This window comes from Pseudomonas paracarnis, assembly GCF_904063055.1.
Lineage (GTDB): Bacteria > Pseudomonadota > Gammaproteobacteria > Pseudomonadales > Pseudomonadaceae > Aquipseudomonas > Aquipseudomonas paracarnis.
In genome coordinates this window covers 16,919-33,686 of the sequence record NZ_CAJFCN010000011.1, presented here as the reverse complement: position 1 = coordinate 33,686, position 16,768 = coordinate 16,919, and the positions used below count along the sequence as shown (strand labels likewise).

The following is a 16,768-nucleotide window of genomic DNA, read 5'->3' as shown; positions in this document are numbered from 1 at the left end:
GCGTCAATGGAGGCAAAGGGCTAAACGGTGGGTTTGGCGAGATTCAGACGGGTCTGACGGGGAGGGGGATTTCAAGAGGCAGGCGGCGGGGTCTTTTACGGGGTGGAATGGCGACTCCCTGTAGGGCCTCGCTTATGTGGGAGCTGGCGTGCCTGCGATAGGATCACCCCGGTTGGACTGCTACACCGAGGCGCTTGCATCGCAGGCAAGCCAGCTCCCACACAGAACATCAGTGGGCGAGGAATTTGCTCAGGAACTGCTTGGTACGTTCTTCCCTGGGGTTGGCAAACAGCGCCTTGGCTTCGCCCTGTTCGACGATCACGCCCTTGTCGAAAAAGATCACCCGGTTGGCCACATCACGGGCAAAGCTCATCTCGTGTGTGACGATGACCATGGTGCGGTTTTCTTCGGCCAGGCTGCGAATGGTCGCTAATACTTCACCCACCAGTTCCGGGTCGAGGGCCGAGGTGGGTTCGTCGAACAGGATCACCTCCGGCTCCATGGCCAATGCGCGGGCAATCGCCACACGCTGTTGCTGGCCGCCGGACAGCCGCCTTGGGTAGGACGCTTCCTTGCCTGCCAGGCCGACCCTGGCCAACAGCTTGCGCCCCAGTTCGGCCGCCGCTTCCCGTGGCATCTTCTTGACCACGATGGGGCCTTCGATGACGTTTTCCAGTGCGGTGCGGTGGGGGAACAGGTTGAAGTTTTGGAACACAAAGCCCACATGCTGGCGCAGGCGTCGCACCAGGCCCTGTTGCTGGTTGAGCGGCCTGCTGCTGTCGATCTCGATGACACCCACCTTGATACGGCCGCTGGTGGGTTCTTCGAGGAAGTTCAGGCAGCGCAGGAAGGTGGTCTTGCCGGAACCACTGGGGCCGATGATGGCGACCACTTCGCCTTCCTTGACCTCCAGGTCGATGCCGTTGAGCACCACCTGACCATTGAATTGTTTGGTCAGTTTTTCAACCACGATCATGCTTCAAGACTCCAGGTCATGCCGGTTGACCCGGTCTTCCAGACGATTTTGCAGATGCGCCAGGATGCTCGCCAGGATCCAGTAGATCAGGGCCGCGGACAGATACATGGTGAAAATTTCGAAGGTACGCGCCGACACCAGTTGGGCCTGGCGGAACAGCTCGGGCACTTGGATGGTGGCGGCCAGCGCCGTGTCCTTGACCAGTGAAATAAAGCTGTTGCCCAAAGGCGGCAACGCCGTGCGCATCGCCTGGGGCAGGATGGCCCGGCGCAACGTCTGCGCACGGGTCATGCCGATACTGGCAGCAGCTTCCCACTGGCCACGCTCGATGGAGGCGATGGCGGCCCGCAGGATTTCACACGCATAGGCAGCCATGTTCAGCGAAAAGCCGATCATGGCAGCAGGGATAGGGTCCAGCTCGATGCCCACTTGCGGCAAGCCGTAGTAGATCAGGAACAGCTGCACCAGCAACGGCGTGCCACGAAAGAACGACACGTAGACCCGGGCCGTCCAACTCAGCAACTTGAAGCGCGAGAGGCGCATCAAGGCCAGGCCGAAGCCCAGCAACAGGCCGAAAAACATCCCGCCGAGGCTGAGGATTACCGTGTAGTACGCGCCCTTGAGCAGAAAGGGCGCGGAGTCCAGCGCGAGTTGGAAACCTGCTTCCATTATTGAGTGACGTCAGCGTTGAAGTACTTCTCGGACAGCGTCTTCAAGGTGCCGTCGGCGCGCAGTTTGTCCAGAGCCTTGTTGACTGCGTCGAGCAATTCAGGCTCACCTTTGCGCAGGGCGATACCGGATTCCTGGCGGGAGAAGGCGTCGCCGGCAGCGGCGGTGTCGGGGGCTTTCTTGGCGTATTCCAGGGCGGCGAGGCGGTCGATCAGGATGGCGTCGATGCGGCCGATGCGCAGGTCCTGGAACTTGGTCGGGTCGTCGTTGTAGGTCTTGATAATAGCTTTAGGCTGGTTGTCCTTGAGCCATTGTTCGTAGTTGGTGCCCAGGCCCACACCCACTTTCTTGCCGGCCAGGTCGTCGGCTTTCTTGATCGAGTCGACGTTCTTTTTCAGCACCAGCGCCTGGATGCCGGACACGGTGTAAGGCTTGGAGAAATCGTATTTTTTCTTACGCTCTTCGGAGATGGTCACCTGGTTGACCACGGCGTCCAGGCGCTTGGATTCCAGCGCGGCAAGGATGCCGTCCCATGGCGTGGCTTGCAGCTTGACCTTGACGCCCAGCTCCTTGGCCAGTGCCTCGGACAATTCCACTTCGAAACCGCTGAGCTTGCCGCTTTCATCGACAAAGCTGAACGGTGGGTAGGTGCCTTCCAGGCCGATCTTGATCTCGCCGGCCTTTTTGATGGTGTTCAACTGCTCGCCGGCAACCGCCTGGCCCAGCCAGCCAGCGCCAAGCGCCAGGCCCAAAGTGCCAACCAACAGCGTGCGACGAAATGCGGAAATAGTCATGGAGAGCCCCTGTGTTTTTATGGTGAGCGAAGCAGGTGACGCGGTAGTCGTATCCTGCCCTAAAGTGCGAAGCGCGTCTTCGCCTTCGGCGCGATGATAAAGCGGGTTTTTAAGTCTTGAAAATAATAAAAATACAATTTCATATTCTTTTTGGAAATATGTGCAGCTTGTGTGGGAGCTGGCTTGCCTGCGATTGCAGTGTGTCAGTGCCAAGTTTCTGGCTGACCCACCGCAATCGCAGGCAAGCCAGCTCCCGCATCGACCGTATTCAATCAGTTGAAAACTGAGTCATAAGCAAACAATGCCGGCGCGCCACCGGTATGCAGGAAAATGATCGGCCCCTCTTCAAAGCGCTGGCGCCCGATGCCGTCCAGCAAACCGGCCATGGCCTTGCCGGTATACACCGGGTCCAGCAACAGACCTTCCTGGCTGGCCAAAAGTTTGATCGCCGAGAGGGTGCCAGCGTTTGGCTCGCCATAACGCGGCCCGAAATACTCGTCCCACAGGGTGACCTTGAAGGCTTGCGGAATAGCCACGCCGAGCAACTCGGCAGTGCGCTCGGCCAAGCCCTGCACCTTGGGCAATTGCGCTTGCTCGGTACGCGACACCGTGATGCCGATCACCGGCAATTGCGGCAGTGCTTCGCTCAAGGCCAGGGCCAGGCCGCTATGGGTGCCGGCACTGCCAGAGGCAAGCACCACGGCGGCAAATTCAATGCCGCTGTCTTCAATCTGCGCGGCCAACTCCAGCCCGGCGCGCACGTAGCCCAGCGCGCCGAGTGCATTGGAACCGCCTATAGGCACCAAGTACGGCTTCTTGCCGTTACTGCGCAGGCGGTCGGCGAGGGCGTTGAGTTGGTCGTCGGCGTTGTCGAGGTTTTCCACCAGCTCCACTTTGGCGTCGAACAACTCCAGCAGCAGGCGATTGCCGTTGCCCAGGTAGTTGGGGTCGTCGGTGCCGGTAGGATTCTCCAGCAGGGCAACACAGCCGAGGCCGAGCTTGGCAGCCAGCGCGGCGGTCTGGCGAACATGGTTGGACTGGATCGCGCCGGCGGTGACCAGGGTATCGGCGCCCTGGGCGATGGCGTCGGCGGCCAGGTATTCGAGTTTGCGCAGCTTGTTGCCGCCCATGGCCAGCGGCGTGGTGTCATCGCGTTTGACGTAGATGTCCCTGCCCAGCCAAGCCGACAGCCGCTCGAGTTTTTCCAGGGCCGTGGCACTGCCCAGTAGTTCCAGACGGTTAAAACGGTCGAGCTGTTGTTTGATCATGGGTACGCACGGTGGCTGAGTGATGGGGGGACTATAGGCAGGCACTTTTCATCGGGCAACCGTCAATCGCTTATGACGAAAGGTTCTTATGCTCACACCATTGGTTCTTAAGAGCTGCCTGGGTGCATACCGTAAAGTGATGGCCATTTCGTCAGGAGTGAATACCGTGAGTGAGCGTTCCAGTCATTGGCAATTGCAGACCATCGTCAGCCAGCTGCGCGGCGCCCGCGACCAGTGGCGAACGCGCAATGGGCGCTTGAGTGGCGAGCATGGTGGCCGCGAGTTGCCGTCCCGCGAGGCGGTGGCACAGATTCTTGAGGCCTTGTGCGGCGCCCTGTTTCCGATGCGCCTGGGCCCGGCGGACCTGCGCGAAGAAAGCGAAGACTTCTACGTGGGCCACACCCTCGACGTCGCGCTCAACGCCTTGCTCGCCCAGGCGCGCCTGGAGTTACGCTATGCCGCGCGCCAGAGCGGTGAGGACGACAGCGAAGTCAACGCCCACGCCATTCGCCTGATCCAGGATTTCGCCCTGGCCTTGCCATCCTTGCGCAGCCTGCTGGACACCGACGTACTGGCCGCCTACCACGGCGACCCGGCCGCACGCAGTGTGGATGAGGTGCTGTTGTGCTATCCGGGCATCCTGGCGGTGATCCACCATCGCCTGGCCCATCACCTGTACCGTGCCGGCCTGCCGCTGTTGGCGCGGATCAGTGCAGAAATCGCCCACTCGGCCACCGGCATTGATATCCACCCCGGCGCACAGATCGGCCCGAGTTTCTTTATCGACCACGGCACAGGCGTGGTGATTGGCGAGACCGCGATCATCGGCGAGCGCGTGCGCATCTACCAGGCCGTGACATTGGGCGCCAAACGCTTTCCGGCGGATGAAGATGGGCAATTGCAGAAAGGCCACCCGCGTCACCCTATTGTTGAAGATGATGTGGTGATTTACGCCGGGGCGACGATCCTGGGGCGGATCACCATTGGCCAGGGCTCGACCATCGGCGGCAATGTGTGGCTGACCCGCAGCGTGCCGGCCGGGGCGAATATCACCCAGGCGAACTTGCAGCATGATGATGGGGCGCAGAAGTAATACCTGAGCCAAACGCCGGTCAGTGTGGGAGCTGGCTTGCCTGCGATAGCGGTGTATCAGTCAACAGATGGGTGGCTGACCCAGCGCTATCGCAGGCAAGCCAGCTCCCACATTTCGTATGTATTTCACCGTCGGGTTGCTGAACGATTCGTCTCCTCCACGCGTCATACCAATCCCTGAGCTAGTGTAGGAAACACCTACCACTCAGCCCCGAGATTAGTCCCAGACCGCCTATTCATGTTTAACTTGAACGTTCGTTCAAGTTAAACCGGTGGTTCGCTGCCCGCTCACAACAGGAGGCTTACCTTTGCTGAGTCCGTTTTTTACAGCCATATCCCGCAACCTTGAGGTGCATCGTTCATGAGTGCATCGTCCACCCCTTCCAGCGGCATGGTGCGCATGAATGCGCCCGTTTTCTATTTTGCCGCCACCGTCATCCTGCTGTTTGGCATCACGGTCATCGCTATCCCGCAACAGGCCGGTGCCTGGCTGCTGGCGGCGCAAAACTGGGCGGCCAACACGGTCGGCTGGTACTACATGCTGGCGATGACCCTGTATCTGGTCTTCGTGGTGGTCACCGCGCTATCGGGCTACGGCAAGATAAAACTCGGTGCCGACCACGACGAGCCCGAATTCAGTTACCTGTCCTGGGCCGGCATGTTGTTCGCCGCCGGGATCAGCATCACGCTGTTTTTCTTCTGTGTCTCGGAGCCGCTGACGCACCTGGTGCAGCCGCCCCAGGGCGAAGCAATGAACGCCGATGCGGCGCGCCAGGCCATGCAGGTGTTGTTCCTGCACTGGGGCCTGCATGGCTGGGGCGTGTTCGCGTTTGTCGGCATGGCCCTGGCCTATTTCGCCTACCGGCATAACCTGCCGCTGGCATTGCGCTCGGCGCTGTACCCGCTGATCGGCAAGCGCATCAATGGCCCTATCGGTTATGCGGTGGATGGCTTTGGCATCATTGCCACGGTGTTCGGCCTGGGAGCCGACATGGGCTTTGGCGTACTGCACCTCAACTCTGGCCTGGACTACCTGTTTGGCATTGCCCATACCCAGTGGATCCAGGTGGGCCTGATCACCCTGATGATGGGCGCGGCGATCATCGTGGCCGTGGCCGGCGTCGACAAGGGCGTGCGGGTGATGTCCGACATCAACATGCTGCTGGCCTGTGCGCTGCTGCTGTTCGTGTTGTTCGCCGGGCCTACCCAGCACCTGCTCAACACCCTGATCCAGAACATCGGTGACTATTTGGGCGCGTTGCCCACCAAGAGTTTTGATGTGTACGCCTACAACGAGCCGAGCGACTGGCTGGGCGGCTGGACGGTGTTCTACTGGGCCTGGTGGATCGCATGGTCGCCGTTCGTGGGCCTGTTTATCGCGCGCATTTCCCGTGGCCGTACCATCCGCGAATTCGTGTTTGGCGTGCTGCTGATTCCGCTGGGCTTCACCCTGGCGTGGATGTCGATTTTCGGTAACAGCGCCATCGACCAGGTGCTCAACCATGGCATGGCTGCACTGGGCCAGTCGGCTATCGATGACCCATCGATGAGCCTCTACCTGCTGCTGGAAACCTACCCGTGGAGCAAGACCGTGATCGCGGTCACGGTGTTCATCAGCTTTGTATTCTTCGTGACCTCGGCTGACTCCGGCACTGTGGTGCTCTCCACCCTCTCGTCCAAAGGCGGCAACGCGGATGAAGACGGGCCGAAGTGGCTGCGTGTGTTCTGGGGCGCGATGACCGCCCTGGTCACCAGTGCGTTGCTGTTCGCTGGCAGTATCGACTCGCTCAAGTCTGCGGTGGTACTGACCTCGCTGCCGTTCTCGCTGATCCTGCTGCTGATGATGTGGGGGCTGCACAAGGCGTTCTACCTGGAGTCGCAAAAGCAGATCGCGCAGTTGCATTCCCTGGCGCCGATATCGGCTTCACGCAAAGGTCGAGGCGGCTGGCGCCAGCGCTTGAGCCAGGCCGTGCATTTTCCGTCGCGTGACGAGGTGTACCGTTTCCTCGACACCACGGTGCGCCCCGCGATTGAAGAAGTGACCGCCGTGTTTGTCGAGAAGGGCCTTACGGTGGTGACCCAGCCCGACCCGTCCAACGACAGTGTCAGCCTCGAAATCGGCCATGGCGAAGAACGTCCGTTCATCTACCAGGTGCAGATGCGTGGCTACTTCACGCCGTCGTTCGCCTTGGGCGGCATCGGCAAGAAAGAGATCAACAACCGCCGCTACTATCGGGCCGAAGTGCACTTGAGTGAGGGCAGCCAGGACTATGACCTGGTGGGCTACACCAAGGAGCAGATCATCAATGACATCCTCGACCAGTACGAGCGCCATCTGCAGTTCTTGCACATGGTGCGCTGATAGCGTTCCTCTCAAGTAGGTCTTTGCTGTAAAAGGAAGAGGCAGACTTAAGCGATTCAGCTGCTTAAAAGGCCCGGGAATATGCTTATTCCCGGGCCTTATTTGCCCTAGATCAAGAGAGGATTCGATGACGTACATTGCTGCCGAAAACCGCTATGAATCTATTCCCTATCGCCGCGTAGGCCGCAGTGGATTGGTGCTACCAGCCCTGTCCCTGGGGTTGTGGCACAACTTTGGCGACAGCACCCCGATCGACACCCAGCGCGCGTTGCTGCGCACGGCGTTCGACCTGGGCATCAACCACTTCGACCTGGCTAACAACTACGGCCCGCCCTATGGCAGCGCCGAGATCAACTTCGGCCGTTTGCTGCGCGAAGACTTCAAGCATTACCGCGACGAATTAATCATTTCCAGCAAAGCCGGTTGGGACATGTGGCCCGGTCCTTACGGCCAGGGTGGTGGTTCGCGCAAATACGTGTTGGCCAGCCTGGACCAGAGCCTGCAACGCCTGGGCGTCGATTATGTGGATATCTTCTATTCGCACCGTTTCGACCCCGATACGCCGCTGGAAGAGACCGCCAGCGCCCTTGCCACCGCCGTGCAGCAAGGCAAGGCGTTGTACATCGGTATCTCGTCTTACTCCGGGGTAAAAACCCGCGAAATGGCGGCGCTGCTCAAAGAGTGGAAAGTGCCGCTGTTGATCCACCAGCCGGCCTATAACCTGCTCAACCGTTGGGTGGAAAAAGACCTGCTGGAGACCACTGAAGAACTCGGCGCCGGGGTGATCGCTTTCACGCCGCTGGCCCAGGGTTTGTTGACCGATAAATACCTCAATGGCGTACCGGCCGATGCTCGGGTGAACCGTCCGGGTGGTGGCTCGTTGCAGGCCCAGCACCTGTCCGAAGCCAACATCGCCCATGTACGCGGCCTGAATGAAATCGCCAAGCGCCGTGGCCAGAGCCTGGCCCAGTTGGCGTTGGCGTGGACATTACGTGATCCACGGGTAACCAGTGCGCTGATCGGCGCAAGCCGGCCGGAACAGATTATCGAGAACGTCGGGGCGTTGAAGAACTTGAGCTTCAGTGCGCAAGAACTGGCGGAGATTGATCGGTTTGCGCAGGAAGGTGGGATCAACCTGTGGGAAAAACCGTCCACTGCTGAATAACCTTACACCACTGGTTGATCGTTCCCACGCTCTGCGTGGGAATGCAGCCCCGGACGCTCGGCGTCCGCTTTAAAGTCGTGACGCAGAGCGTCACAGGAGGCGTTCCCACGCAGAGCGTGGGAACGATCTGTCGCCAAGCGTTAGAACGGCACATCCCCAAGAATCGTCGCCCGGTGCATCACCCGCCGCTGCGGCCGGTAGTCATCCACGGCGTAATGCTGGGTGACGCGGTTATCCCAGAACGCAACGTCATTTTCCTGCCAGCGCCAGCGGATGGTGAATTCCGGGCGGGTGGCGTGGGCGAACAGCAGCTTGAGAATGGCCTCGCTTTCGGCCGGTTCCAGTTCATTGATTCGGGTGGTGAATCCGTCGCTGACGAACAGCGATTTACGCCCACTCACCGGATGTGTGCGCACGACTGGGTGCGATAGCGGCGGGTTTTTCTTGCGGGTTGCTTCCCAGCGCGCAAGGTCTTCGGCGGTGTTGCCAAAGCGCTCCAGCGGGAACGACTTGGTGAAATCGTGTGTGGCGGTGAGGCCATCGAGCATGCGCTTTAACGGCTCGGACAGTGCCTCATACGCCGCAATGCCACTGGCCCACAAGGTATCGCCGCCAAACGCCGGCAGCAGCTTGGCACTGAGCACCGCGCCCAGGGCCGGCGTGGGCAGGAAGGTCACGTCGGTATGCCAAACGGCGTTGTCACGCACGTCGGTGACCGCGGTGTCGAGGATCAGCACTTGCGGCTGTTCCGGCACGTTGGGATAGATCGGATGGATGTGCAGGTCGCCAAAATTGGCCGCGAAGCGTGCCTGTTGCTGCGGGGTGATCGGCTGGTCGCGGAAGAACAGCACCGAATAGTCGAGCAACGCCTGTTCAATGGCGTCGCGCTGTTCAGGGTTCAGCGGCTGGGTGATGTCGACGCCACTGATCTGGGCGCCCAGGGCGGTGCTTAATGGGGTAACGGTCAGGCTGCTCATTGTGGATTCTTCACTCAGTGTGCCTGGCCATGCCAGGGCACTAATTTACGCTGCAGGGCGCGCAGGCCCATTTCCATGGCGAAGGCGATCAGGGCGATGACCAGGATGCCCAGAACCACCACATCGGTGACCAGAAACTGCGCCGCCGACTGCACCATGAAGCCCAGGCCGCTGGTGGCGGCAATCAGCTCGGCGGCGACCAGGGTCGACCAGCCCACACCCAGGCCGATACGCACACCGGTGAGGATGTCGGGCAGGGCGCTGGGCAGGATCACATGGCGAATCAGTTGTGCGCGGGTTGCGCCCAGCGACTGCGCGGCCCTCAGCTTGGCAGGGTCGACGGTGCGCACCCCGGTTGCGGTCGCGATGGCAATCGGGGCGAAAATCGCCAGGTAAATCAGCAGCACCTTGGACAGCTCGCCAATGCCGCACCAGATTACGATCAGCGGCAGGTAGGCCAGCGGCGGAATTGGCCGGTAGAACTCGATCAACGGATCGAAAATGCCTCGGGCAATGCGGTTGGCTCCGATGGCAATCCCCACCGGCACGGCGGTCAGCACCGCAAAGCCCAGGCCCAGGCCGATGCGGCTCAAGCTCGCGCCCAGGTGCTGCCACAAGGTGGAATCCATGTAGCCGGTGGTCGCCAGCAGCCAGCCTTTTTGCAACACTGCCGATGGTGGCGGCAGGAACAGAGGTTCGATCAAACCGGTGGCGGTGACGGCCCACCAGAGGGCGAGCAAGGCCACCAGGGTCAGCACGCTGATCCAACGCGTGCTCAGGCTGCGGCGTACCGGAATAACGACAGGTGCCACCGCCTTGCTGGCCGTGGCGGGAAGTTCGTAGCTGCTCATGCGTACACCTGCCGTTGGGAGAACACTTTGCCCAGCACATGTTCACGGGTTTCGATAAAGCGCGGGTCGGACTTGATTGCGCGGGCTGATTCACCGGCGGCGTAACGTTGGCCGAAATCCAGCTGCAGGCGTTCGACGATCTGGCCGGGGTTGGGCGCCAGCAGGATCAGGTCCGTGGCCAGAAACACCGCCTCTTCAATGTCATGGGTAATCAGGAATACCGGCTTGGCCGTGCGCCGCCACACTTGCAGCAGCAACTCCTGCATTTGTTCGCGGGTAAAGGCATCCAGCGCGCCGAAGGGTTCGTCCATCAGCAATACGCGAGGGTCGGCCGCCAAGGCGCGGGCCAGGCCGACGCGCTGTTTCTGGCCGCCCGAGAGCTGCCAGATGCGCCGGCTGTCGAAACCGGCCAGGTCCACCAGCGCGAGCATTTCGCGGGCGCGCACTTCGCGCTGCGCCTTGGGCACGCCGGCCAGTTCCAGGCCAAAGGCGACGTTGGCCAGCACGTCCTGCCAGGGCAGCAGGGCGTCGTCCTGGAACACCACGCCGCGCTCGGCGCTGGGACCCTTGACCGGCACGCCATCGAGGGTGATACGCCCGGCAGACGGTTCGACAAAGCCGGCAATCAGGTTCAACAACGACGTCTTGCCACTGCCGGACGGGCCCAGGGCAACCAGCAGTTGCTGGGGCCCAAGCTCCAGTGAAATATCGGACAGTACCGGTTCCGGGGCGCCTGGGTACTGTGCGCTGATGCGCTCCAGTTGTAGCAAGGCCATCGCAGTGAACTCCTGGGTCAGTTGGTAATGAACTTGGCGCTGACGTAAGGGGCGTAGTCGGGCAGCACGGCCTCGACCTTGCCTTGTTCCTTGAGGAACGCAGCGGTGTCGGTGACGGCCTTGGTGGTTGGCGCTCCCAACAGGGTTACCTGGTCGGCGGCCAACGGGTAGACGTTGCCTTGCAGCAGCAACGGGATATCGCTGGCCTTGGCGCCGGAGAGTTTCACCAGTTTGTCGACGTTGCCGGTATCGGCAAGCCAGGCTTGTGGGTCTTTGCGGTAGGCGGCGTAGGCATCCAGAGTGACCTTGGCAAAGGCGGTGACGATCTCTGGGTGCTTCTCGGCAAAATCCTTGCGCACGATCCAGGCATCGAACGTCGGCGCGCCGAACTTGGCCAGTTCGCCGGAGGTGATCAGCACCTTGCCGGTTTCTTTGGCCACGCCCAGGGCCGGGTCCCACACGTAGGTGGCGTCGATATCACCGCGCTTCCAGGCGGCGATGATGGCGGGCGGGGCCAGGTTGAGGATGGTGACTTTGGCCGGGTCGATGTTCCAGTGCTTCAGGGCAGCGAGCAGGCTGTAGTGGCCGGTGGAAACGAAGGGCACAGCGATTTTTTTGCCGACCAGGTCCTGCGGGCTGTTGATCCCCGAGCCGTTACGCGCCACCAAGGCTTCGGCGCCGCCGATCTGGGTGGCGACGAGGAAGGTTTGCACCGGGACTTTGCGGGTTATTGCGGCGGTCAGCGGGCTGGAACCGAGGTAGCCGATTTGCACGTCGCCCGAAGCGATGGCGGCGATGATGTCGGCGCCATTGTCGAATTTGCGCCAGTCGATCTTGGCGTTGGTGGCTTTTTCATAGGCGCCGTCGGCTTGGGCGACTTTGGCCGGGTCCACGGTGGTCTGGTACGCAATGGTCACATCCGCCGCCTGGGCAAACAGGCTGGCACCGGCCAGGGACAATGCGGCCAACAGGCGCAGAGGGGTCAACAGTTTCAAGGGGAAGCTCCTCAATCAGGCGGCCGAGGGTCGGCGTGAGAGGAGACTAAATGATCTAAGAATTCGAAAATAAATAACTTTTTCGAATTAGCTTATGAGGGGAAATGGCGAAGCCTGTTTTCAGGCTGGCAAAAATAATGTGGGCGCTGGCTTGCCTGCGATAGCGGTGTATCTGTCAACAGGTGGGTTGCTGACCCACCGATATCCCAGGCAAGCCAGCTCCCACACAAGCCAGCTCCCACAGGGGAGCGAGCCTGAGGTTAGTTGCTGATGGCCAGGATGCTTGCCTGGTACGAGCCGACAAACACATCGAAATCGCCCACTTCGTTCTGTTCCAGCTCCGCCTGCTGCGCCAGCGAGGCACGGGCCAGTTCTTCAAAGTGCGCTTGTTCCTCAGGCGCCAAAGGCTCCTTGCGGAAGTACTCGGCATGCACTTCGCTTTGATGCAGAGAGAACTGCGCAAAGCTTTCCTTGCGCTCAGCCATGGCTGCCAACACCTGAGCCGACGGTGTCAGGGACGGGTCCTTGACCTTGGCCAACTGGGCGTCCAGTGCCTCGCTGTGTTCGGTGATGCCGTGGCTCTGATCGAGCAGGGCGGCCAGCGGGCTAATCTTCTCCAGCAACTCGGCCGCCCACTCCTTCATGTCCACCGGCTGGCCGTCACGCTGCAATTGCAGGCCAGGACGGCGACCTTCCTTGACCACGCTGAGGAAGTTGGAGGTGGCGTTGCCGCACTCGTTGTTGGCGAACAGTGGGCTGTCGTTCAGTGCGCAGTACAGCAGGAATGCGTCGAGGAACCGTGATTCCGGCAGATCGATACCCATCGGCAAGAACGGGTTGATGTCCAGGCAGCGTACTTCGATGTACTGGATGCCGCGGGCCATCAACGCCTGGATCGGCCGCTCGCCGGTGTAGGTCACGCGCTTGGGACGGATGTTGGAGTAGTACTCGTTTTCGATCTGCAGGATGTTGGTATTGAGCTGCACCCACTCGCCATCCTTGTGCGTGCCGACTTCAACGTACGGCGCGTAGGGTGTTGCCACCGCTTCGCGCAGGCTGTCGGTGTAGCTGGCCAAGTCGTTGTAGCACGGCGTCAGACCGGCCTGGGCGTTGCTCTGGTAACCCAGGTCGCTCATGCGCAGGCTGGTGGCGTAGGGCAGGTACAGGGTGTCGGCATCCAGGACTTCAAGCTGATGCGAGCGCCCCCGCAGGAAGCCGGCGTCCAGAGCTGGCGAGGCGCCGAACAGGTACATCAACAGCCAGCTGTAGCGACGGAAATTACGGATCAGCGCGATGTAGGCCGTGGACTGATAGTCACGGTCGGTGCCGACAAATCCTTCTGTTTCCTTGAGCAATGGCCACAACTGTTCCGGCAGGGAAAAGTTGTAGTGGATGCCCGCGATGCACTGCATGGTTTTGCCGTAACGCAGGGCCAGGCCCTTGCGGTACACGTACTTGAGCTGGCCGATATTGGAGGTGCCGTAGTAGGCAATCGGAATATCTTCCTCGGCCGGCAACGGGCACGGCATCGAGGGGCTCCACAGGTATTCGCTGCCCAGCTTGGTGTAGGCAAAGCGATGGATCTTGTCCAGGCTGCTCAGGGTATCGGCCGGGTTCGGCAGGGCTGGGGTGATGAACTCCAGCAGCGATTCCGAGTAGTCGGTGGTGATCTGTTCGTTGGTCAACGCGGCGCCCAATGCTTCGGGGTGTGGCGTTTGCGCCAGGCGACCCTCACTGGTGACGCGCAGGCATTCGCGCTCGATGCCGTGCAAGCATTGCTCTAGCAGGGAGAGGTGTTCGCGCTTGCCGAGCAGGGCCAGGCGGCGGTTGAGAAGTTCGCTCAAGTTGGATTCCTTCACGCGTCAGTCGCCCCAATATGGGGGTGGGCAGGACGGTCTACAAGGGTGAAGTGGAAACTGGCGTGATCGCCTGGTTTTGAGTCGATTTGACCCGCTCTGAATTTGCCGACTTCACTCCATGAATTGGGCTACAGCGCAGCGAGAAAATTCCGACGCTGTTATCGCAGCGCCGAAATTAACTCAAATCGGGGGTGGGGAGCTATAGGACAGCGAACGTGCCCTGTGCTTTTGCGACAAGTCTTTCGCCTTGGTACACGTCGGCCTCGACCACCAGGGTGCGGCGACCGGTGTGGATCACCCGGCTGGTGCACAGCACATCACCGTCTTCCACGGCGCGAATATAGTTGATCTTGCATTCGATGGTGGCGCTCTGCTGGTCGAAACCGTGGGCGCTGGAACACGCCAGGCCCATGGTTATATCCACCAGGCTGAAAATCGCCCCGCCATGGAGCTTGCCCGCGCGGTTGCGCAGGTGCGGCTCCAGGGTCAGGGCCACCTCGGCAACGCCCTCTTCCAGGCGTTGCAGGCGGCAGCCGATCAGTTCGCTGAATGCGCTCTGGGTCAAACCGGCCGGAATCTCCATCAACGCTTCTTCAGCTGTTTAGCGTTGGCAAACAGCGACGCCATGGCGTTGTTGCTTGGCGCGGCAGTCGCGGTTTCCTTGCGCGGCGCGTTGTTCTGCGACTGGCGCGGCGTCGAACCGGGGCGAGCACCACGTGCACCGTCGATTTTTTCGCCGGGGGTGTCGCTCATGCGCATCGACAGGCCGACGCGTTTGCGCGGGATGTCGACTTCCATGACCTTGACCTTGACCACGTCACCGGCTTTGACAGCCTCACGTGGGTCCTTGATGAACTTCTCCGAAAGCGCGGAGATGTGTACCAAACCGTCCTGATGCACGCCGATGTCCACGAATGCGCCGAAGTTGGTCACGTTAGTCACCACGCCTTCGAGGATCATGCCCGGTTGCAGGTCCTTGAGGTCTTCGACGCCGTCCTGGAACTCGGCGGTCTTGAACTCCGGGCGCGGGTCGCGACCCGGTTTCTCCAGTTCTTGCAGGATATCGGTGATGGTCGGCACACCGAAGGTCTCGTCGGTGTACTTCTTGGGGTCCAGGCGCTTGAGGAACGCGGCATCACCGATCAACGAACGGATATCGCGGTCGGTCTCGGCGGCAATGCGTTGCACCAATGGGTAGGCTTCCGGGTGAACCGCAGAGGCGTCCAGCGGGTTGTCACCGTTCATTACGCGTAAGAAACCAGCAGCCTGTTCAAAAGTTTTTTCACCCAGGCGTGCGACTTTTTTCAGTGCAGCACGGGTTTTGAACGCGCCATTTTCGTCGCGATGGCTGACGATGTTCTGCGCCAGGGTGGCGTTGAGGCCGGAGATTCGCGCCAGCAGGGCCACGGACGCGGTGTTCACATCCACGCCCACGGCGTTTACGCAGTCTTCCACCACCGCATCCAGGCCGCGTGCCAGTTTCAGCTGCGACACGTCGTGCTGGTACTGGCCGACGCCGATGGATTTAGGGTCGATCTTCACCAGTTCGGCCAACGGGTCTTGCAGGCGACGGGCGATGGACACCGCGCCACGGATCGACACATCGAGGTCCGGGAATTCCTTGGAGGCCAGCTCCGACGCCGAGTACACCGAAGCGCCTGCTTCGGAGACCATGACCTTGGTCATCTTCATGGCTGGGTATTTTTTGATCAGCTCGGCGGCCAGCTTGTCGGTTTCGCGGCTGGCGGTGCCGTTGCCGATGGCGATCAGGTCCACCGCATGCTTGGCGCACAGGGCGGCCAGGATCGCGAGGGTCTGGTCCCACTTGTTGTGCGGTACGTGTGGGTACACGGTGGCGTGGTCCAGCAGCTTGCCGGTGGCGTCGACCACCGCGACCTTGCAACCAGTGCGCAGGCCCGGGTCGAGGCCCAGGGTGGCACGCGGGCCGGCCGGTGCGGCCAACAGCAGATCGTGCAGGTTGTGGGCGAACACGTTGATCGCCTCGGTTTCGGCGCCGTCGCGCAGCTCGCCCAGCAGGTCGGTTTCCAGATGGGTGTAAAGCTTGACCTTCCAGGTCCAGCGCACCACTTCGCCGAGCCACTTGTCCGCCGGGCGGTTCTGGTTCTGGATGCCGAATTGTTGACCGATCATGCCTTCGCACGGGTGCATGGTGCCCGGCAACTCGTCACCGACTTTCAACGCGGAGCTGAGAATGCCTTCGTTGCGGCCGCGGAAAATCGCCAGGGCGCGGTGGGACGGCATGCTTTTGAGCGGCTCGTCATGTTCGAAATAGTCGCGGAACTTGGCGCCTTCTTCCTCTTTGCCGGCGATAACGCGGGCGCTGAGGATGGCTTCTTGCTTGAGGTAGGTACGCAGTTTTTCCAGGAGGCTGGCGTTTTCGGCAAAGCGCTCCATCAGGATGTACTTGGCGCCCTCGAGGGCGGCCTTGACCTCGGCGACGCCTTTTTCCGCGTCGATGAAGCGCGCGGCTTCGGTTTCCGGGGTCAGCGATGGGTCGTTGAACAGGCCGTCGGCCAAATCACCCAGGCCGGCTTCCAGGGCGATCTGGCCCTTTGTACGACGTTTCTGTTTGTATGGCAGGTAAAGGTCTTCGAGGCGGGTCTTGGTATCCGCGAGTTTGATGTCGCGTTCCAGTTGAGGAGTCAACTTGCCCTGTTCCTCGATGCTGGCGAGGATGCTGATACGCCGTTCGTCGAGTTCTCGCAGGTAGCGCAGGCGCTCTTCCAGGTGACGCAGTTGGGTGTCGTCGAGGCTGCCGGTTACTTCTTTTCGGTAACGGGCGATGAAGGGCACGGTGGAGCCTTCATCCAGTAGAGCGACGGCCGCTTCGACCTGTTGTGGGCGTACACCGAGTTCCTCGGCGATGCGGCTGTTGATGCTGTCCATAAAACCACCTGAAATTCTTAAAATCAGCGCGCCGGCCCGTAAAAACAAGGCTCGGCGAGGCTGGTTGAGCGGCCCGA

Annotated in this window: 14 protein-coding genes; 3 read left to right on the top strand and 11 right to left on the bottom strand. The window is 61.0% G+C overall.

Annotated elements, in window-relative coordinates; translation table 11 throughout:
- Positions 1 to 229: 229 nt before the first annotated feature.
- The 4 genes from tcyN to JMV15_RS21275 form a co-directional block, all read right to left on the bottom strand.
- The gene (tcyN, locus tag JMV15_RS21290; RefSeq protein WP_201491905.1) at positions 230 to 976 is read right to left on the bottom strand and encodes an L-cystine ABC transporter ATP-binding protein TcyN; all 747 of its coding nucleotides are present in this window, start codon (positions 974 to 976) and stop codon (positions 230 to 232) included.
- Between the two features lie 3 nt (positions 977 to 979).
- Positions 980 to 1,645, bottom strand: a complete 666-nt coding sequence (gene tcyL, locus JMV15_RS21285; RefSeq protein WP_003187646.1) for a cystine ABC transporter permease — start codon at positions 1,643 to 1,645, stop codon at positions 980 to 982.
- Positions 1,645 to 2,439 (bottom strand): cystine ABC transporter substrate-binding protein, encoded by a 795-nt coding sequence (gene tcyJ, locus JMV15_RS21280; RefSeq protein WP_014716462.1) that lies wholly within the window; start codon positions 2,437 to 2,439, stop codon positions 1,645 to 1,647. Before tcyJ ends, tcyL begins: the two co-directional genes overlap by 1 nt.
- Before the next feature lie 272 nt (positions 2,440 to 2,711).
- Positions 2,712 to 3,707 carry a D-cysteine desulfhydrase gene (locus JMV15_RS21275; RefSeq protein ID WP_014716463.1) on the bottom strand — a complete coding sequence of 332 codons (996 nt, stop codon included), beginning with the start codon at positions 3,705 to 3,707 and terminating at the stop codon, positions 2,712 to 2,714.
- A 166-nt stretch (positions 3,708 to 3,873) separates the two neighbouring features.
- Between JMV15_RS21275 and epsC the strand changes: the two genes are divergently transcribed.
- The 3 genes from epsC to mgrA all read left to right on the top strand — a co-directional run bounded on the left by epsC (position 3,874) and on the right by mgrA (position 8,326).
- Positions 3,874 to 4,800 carry a serine O-acetyltransferase EpsC gene (gene epsC, locus JMV15_RS21270; RefSeq protein ID WP_014716464.1) on the top strand — a complete coding sequence of 309 codons (927 nt, stop codon included), beginning with the start codon at positions 3,874 to 3,876 and terminating at the stop codon, positions 4,798 to 4,800.
- A 399-nt stretch (positions 4,801 to 5,199) separates the two neighbouring features.
- Positions 5,200 to 7,161: a choline transporter BetT gene (betT, locus tag JMV15_RS21265; protein ID WP_169856569.1), complete on the top strand. Its 1,962-nt coding sequence runs from the start codon at positions 5,200 to 5,202 to the stop codon at positions 7,159 to 7,161.
- A 127-nt stretch (positions 7,162 to 7,288) separates the two neighbouring features.
- On the top strand, positions 7,289 to 8,326 hold the full coding sequence (mgrA, locus tag JMV15_RS21260) for an L-glyceraldehyde 3-phosphate reductase (RefSeq protein ID WP_014716465.1): 1,038 nt from the start codon (positions 7,289 to 7,291) through the stop codon (positions 8,324 to 8,326).
- A 140-nt stretch (positions 8,327 to 8,466) separates the two neighbouring features.
- On the opposite strand, the gene tauD is transcribed toward mgrA, so the two are convergent.
- The 7 genes from tauD to JMV15_RS21225 form a co-directional block, all read right to left on the bottom strand.
- A complete protein-coding gene (tauD, locus tag JMV15_RS21255; RefSeq protein WP_020302426.1) occupies positions 8,467 to 9,303 on the bottom strand; it encodes a taurine dioxygenase in 837 nt (278 codons plus the stop codon).
- Between the two features lie 14 nt (positions 9,304 to 9,317).
- On the bottom strand, positions 9,318 to 10,154 hold the full coding sequence (tauC, locus tag JMV15_RS21250; protein ID WP_014716467.1) for a taurine ABC transporter permease TauC: 837 nt from the start codon (positions 10,152 to 10,154) through the stop codon (positions 9,318 to 9,320).
- Positions 10,151 to 10,930 carry a taurine ABC transporter ATP-binding subunit gene (gene tauB / locus JMV15_RS21245; protein WP_014716468.1) on the bottom strand — a complete coding sequence of 260 codons (780 nt, stop codon included), beginning with the start codon at positions 10,928 to 10,930 and terminating at the stop codon, positions 10,151 to 10,153. Before tauB ends, tauC begins: the two co-directional genes overlap by 4 nt.
- A gap of 17 nt (positions 10,931 to 10,947) precedes the next feature.
- Positions 10,948 to 11,925 (bottom strand): taurine ABC transporter substrate-binding protein, encoded by a 978-nt coding sequence (gene tauA, locus JMV15_RS21240; RefSeq protein WP_014716469.1) that lies wholly within the window; start codon positions 11,923 to 11,925, stop codon positions 10,948 to 10,950.
- 260 nt (positions 11,926 to 12,185) lie between these two features.
- Positions 12,186 to 13,769, bottom strand: a complete 1,584-nt coding sequence (gene gshA / locus JMV15_RS21235; protein WP_201491903.1) for a glutamate--cysteine ligase — start codon at positions 13,767 to 13,769, stop codon at positions 12,186 to 12,188.
- A 214-nt stretch (positions 13,770 to 13,983) separates the two neighbouring features.
- Positions 13,984 to 14,367 (bottom strand): PaaI family thioesterase, encoded by a 384-nt coding sequence (locus JMV15_RS21230; RefSeq protein WP_014716471.1) that lies wholly within the window; start codon positions 14,365 to 14,367, stop codon positions 13,984 to 13,986.
- Entirely contained in the window at positions 14,367 to 16,691 is a 2,325-nt protein-coding gene (locus tag JMV15_RS21225; RefSeq protein WP_201491902.1) for a Tex family protein, read from the bottom strand. Before JMV15_RS21225 ends, JMV15_RS21230 begins: the two co-directional genes overlap by 1 nt.
- Positions 16,692 to 16,768 lie beyond the last annotated feature (77 nt).

What these genes read in the sequence shown, in the direction of transcription:
- JMV15_RS21230 (WP_014716471.1), bottom strand. Translation starts at nt 14,367, where the DNA reads ATGGAGATTCCGGCCGGTTTGACCCAGAGCGCATTCAGCGAACTGATC.
- tcyJ (WP_014716462.1), bottom strand. Translation starts at nt 2,439, where the DNA reads ATGACTATTTCCGCATTTCGTCGCACGCTGTTGGTTGGCACTTTGGGC.
- JMV15_RS21225 (WP_201491902.1), bottom strand. Translation starts at nt 16,691, where the DNA reads ATGGACAGCATCAACAGCCGCATCGCCGAGGAACTCGGTGTACGCCCA.
- tcyL (WP_003187646.1), bottom strand. Translation starts at nt 1,645, where the DNA reads ATGGAAGCAGGTTTCCAACTCGCGCTGGACTCCGCGCCCTTTCTGCTC.
- tcyN (WP_201491905.1), bottom strand. Translation starts at nt 976, where the DNA reads ATGATCGTGGTTGAAAAACTGACCAAACAATTCAATGGTCAGGTGGTG.
- tauD (WP_020302426.1), bottom strand. Translation starts at nt 9,303, where the DNA reads ATGAGCAGCCTGACCGTTACCCCATTAAGCACCGCCCTGGGCGCCCAG.
- JMV15_RS21275 (WP_014716463.1), bottom strand. Translation starts at nt 3,707, where the DNA reads ATGATCAAACAACAGCTCGACCGTTTTAACCGTCTGGAACTACTGGGC.
- betT (WP_169856569.1), top strand. Translation starts at nt 5,200, where the DNA reads ATGAATGCGCCCGTTTTCTATTTTGCCGCCACCGTCATCCTGCTGTTT.
- mgrA (WP_014716465.1), top strand. Translation starts at nt 7,289, where the DNA reads ATGACGTACATTGCTGCCGAAAACCGCTATGAATCTATTCCCTATCGC.
- tauB (WP_014716468.1), bottom strand. Translation starts at nt 10,930, where the DNA reads ATGGCCTTGCTACAACTGGAGCGCATCAGCGCACAGTACCCAGGCGCC.
- tauC (WP_014716467.1), bottom strand. Translation starts at nt 10,154, where the DNA reads ATGAGCAGCTACGAACTTCCCGCCACGGCCAGCAAGGCGGTGGCACCT.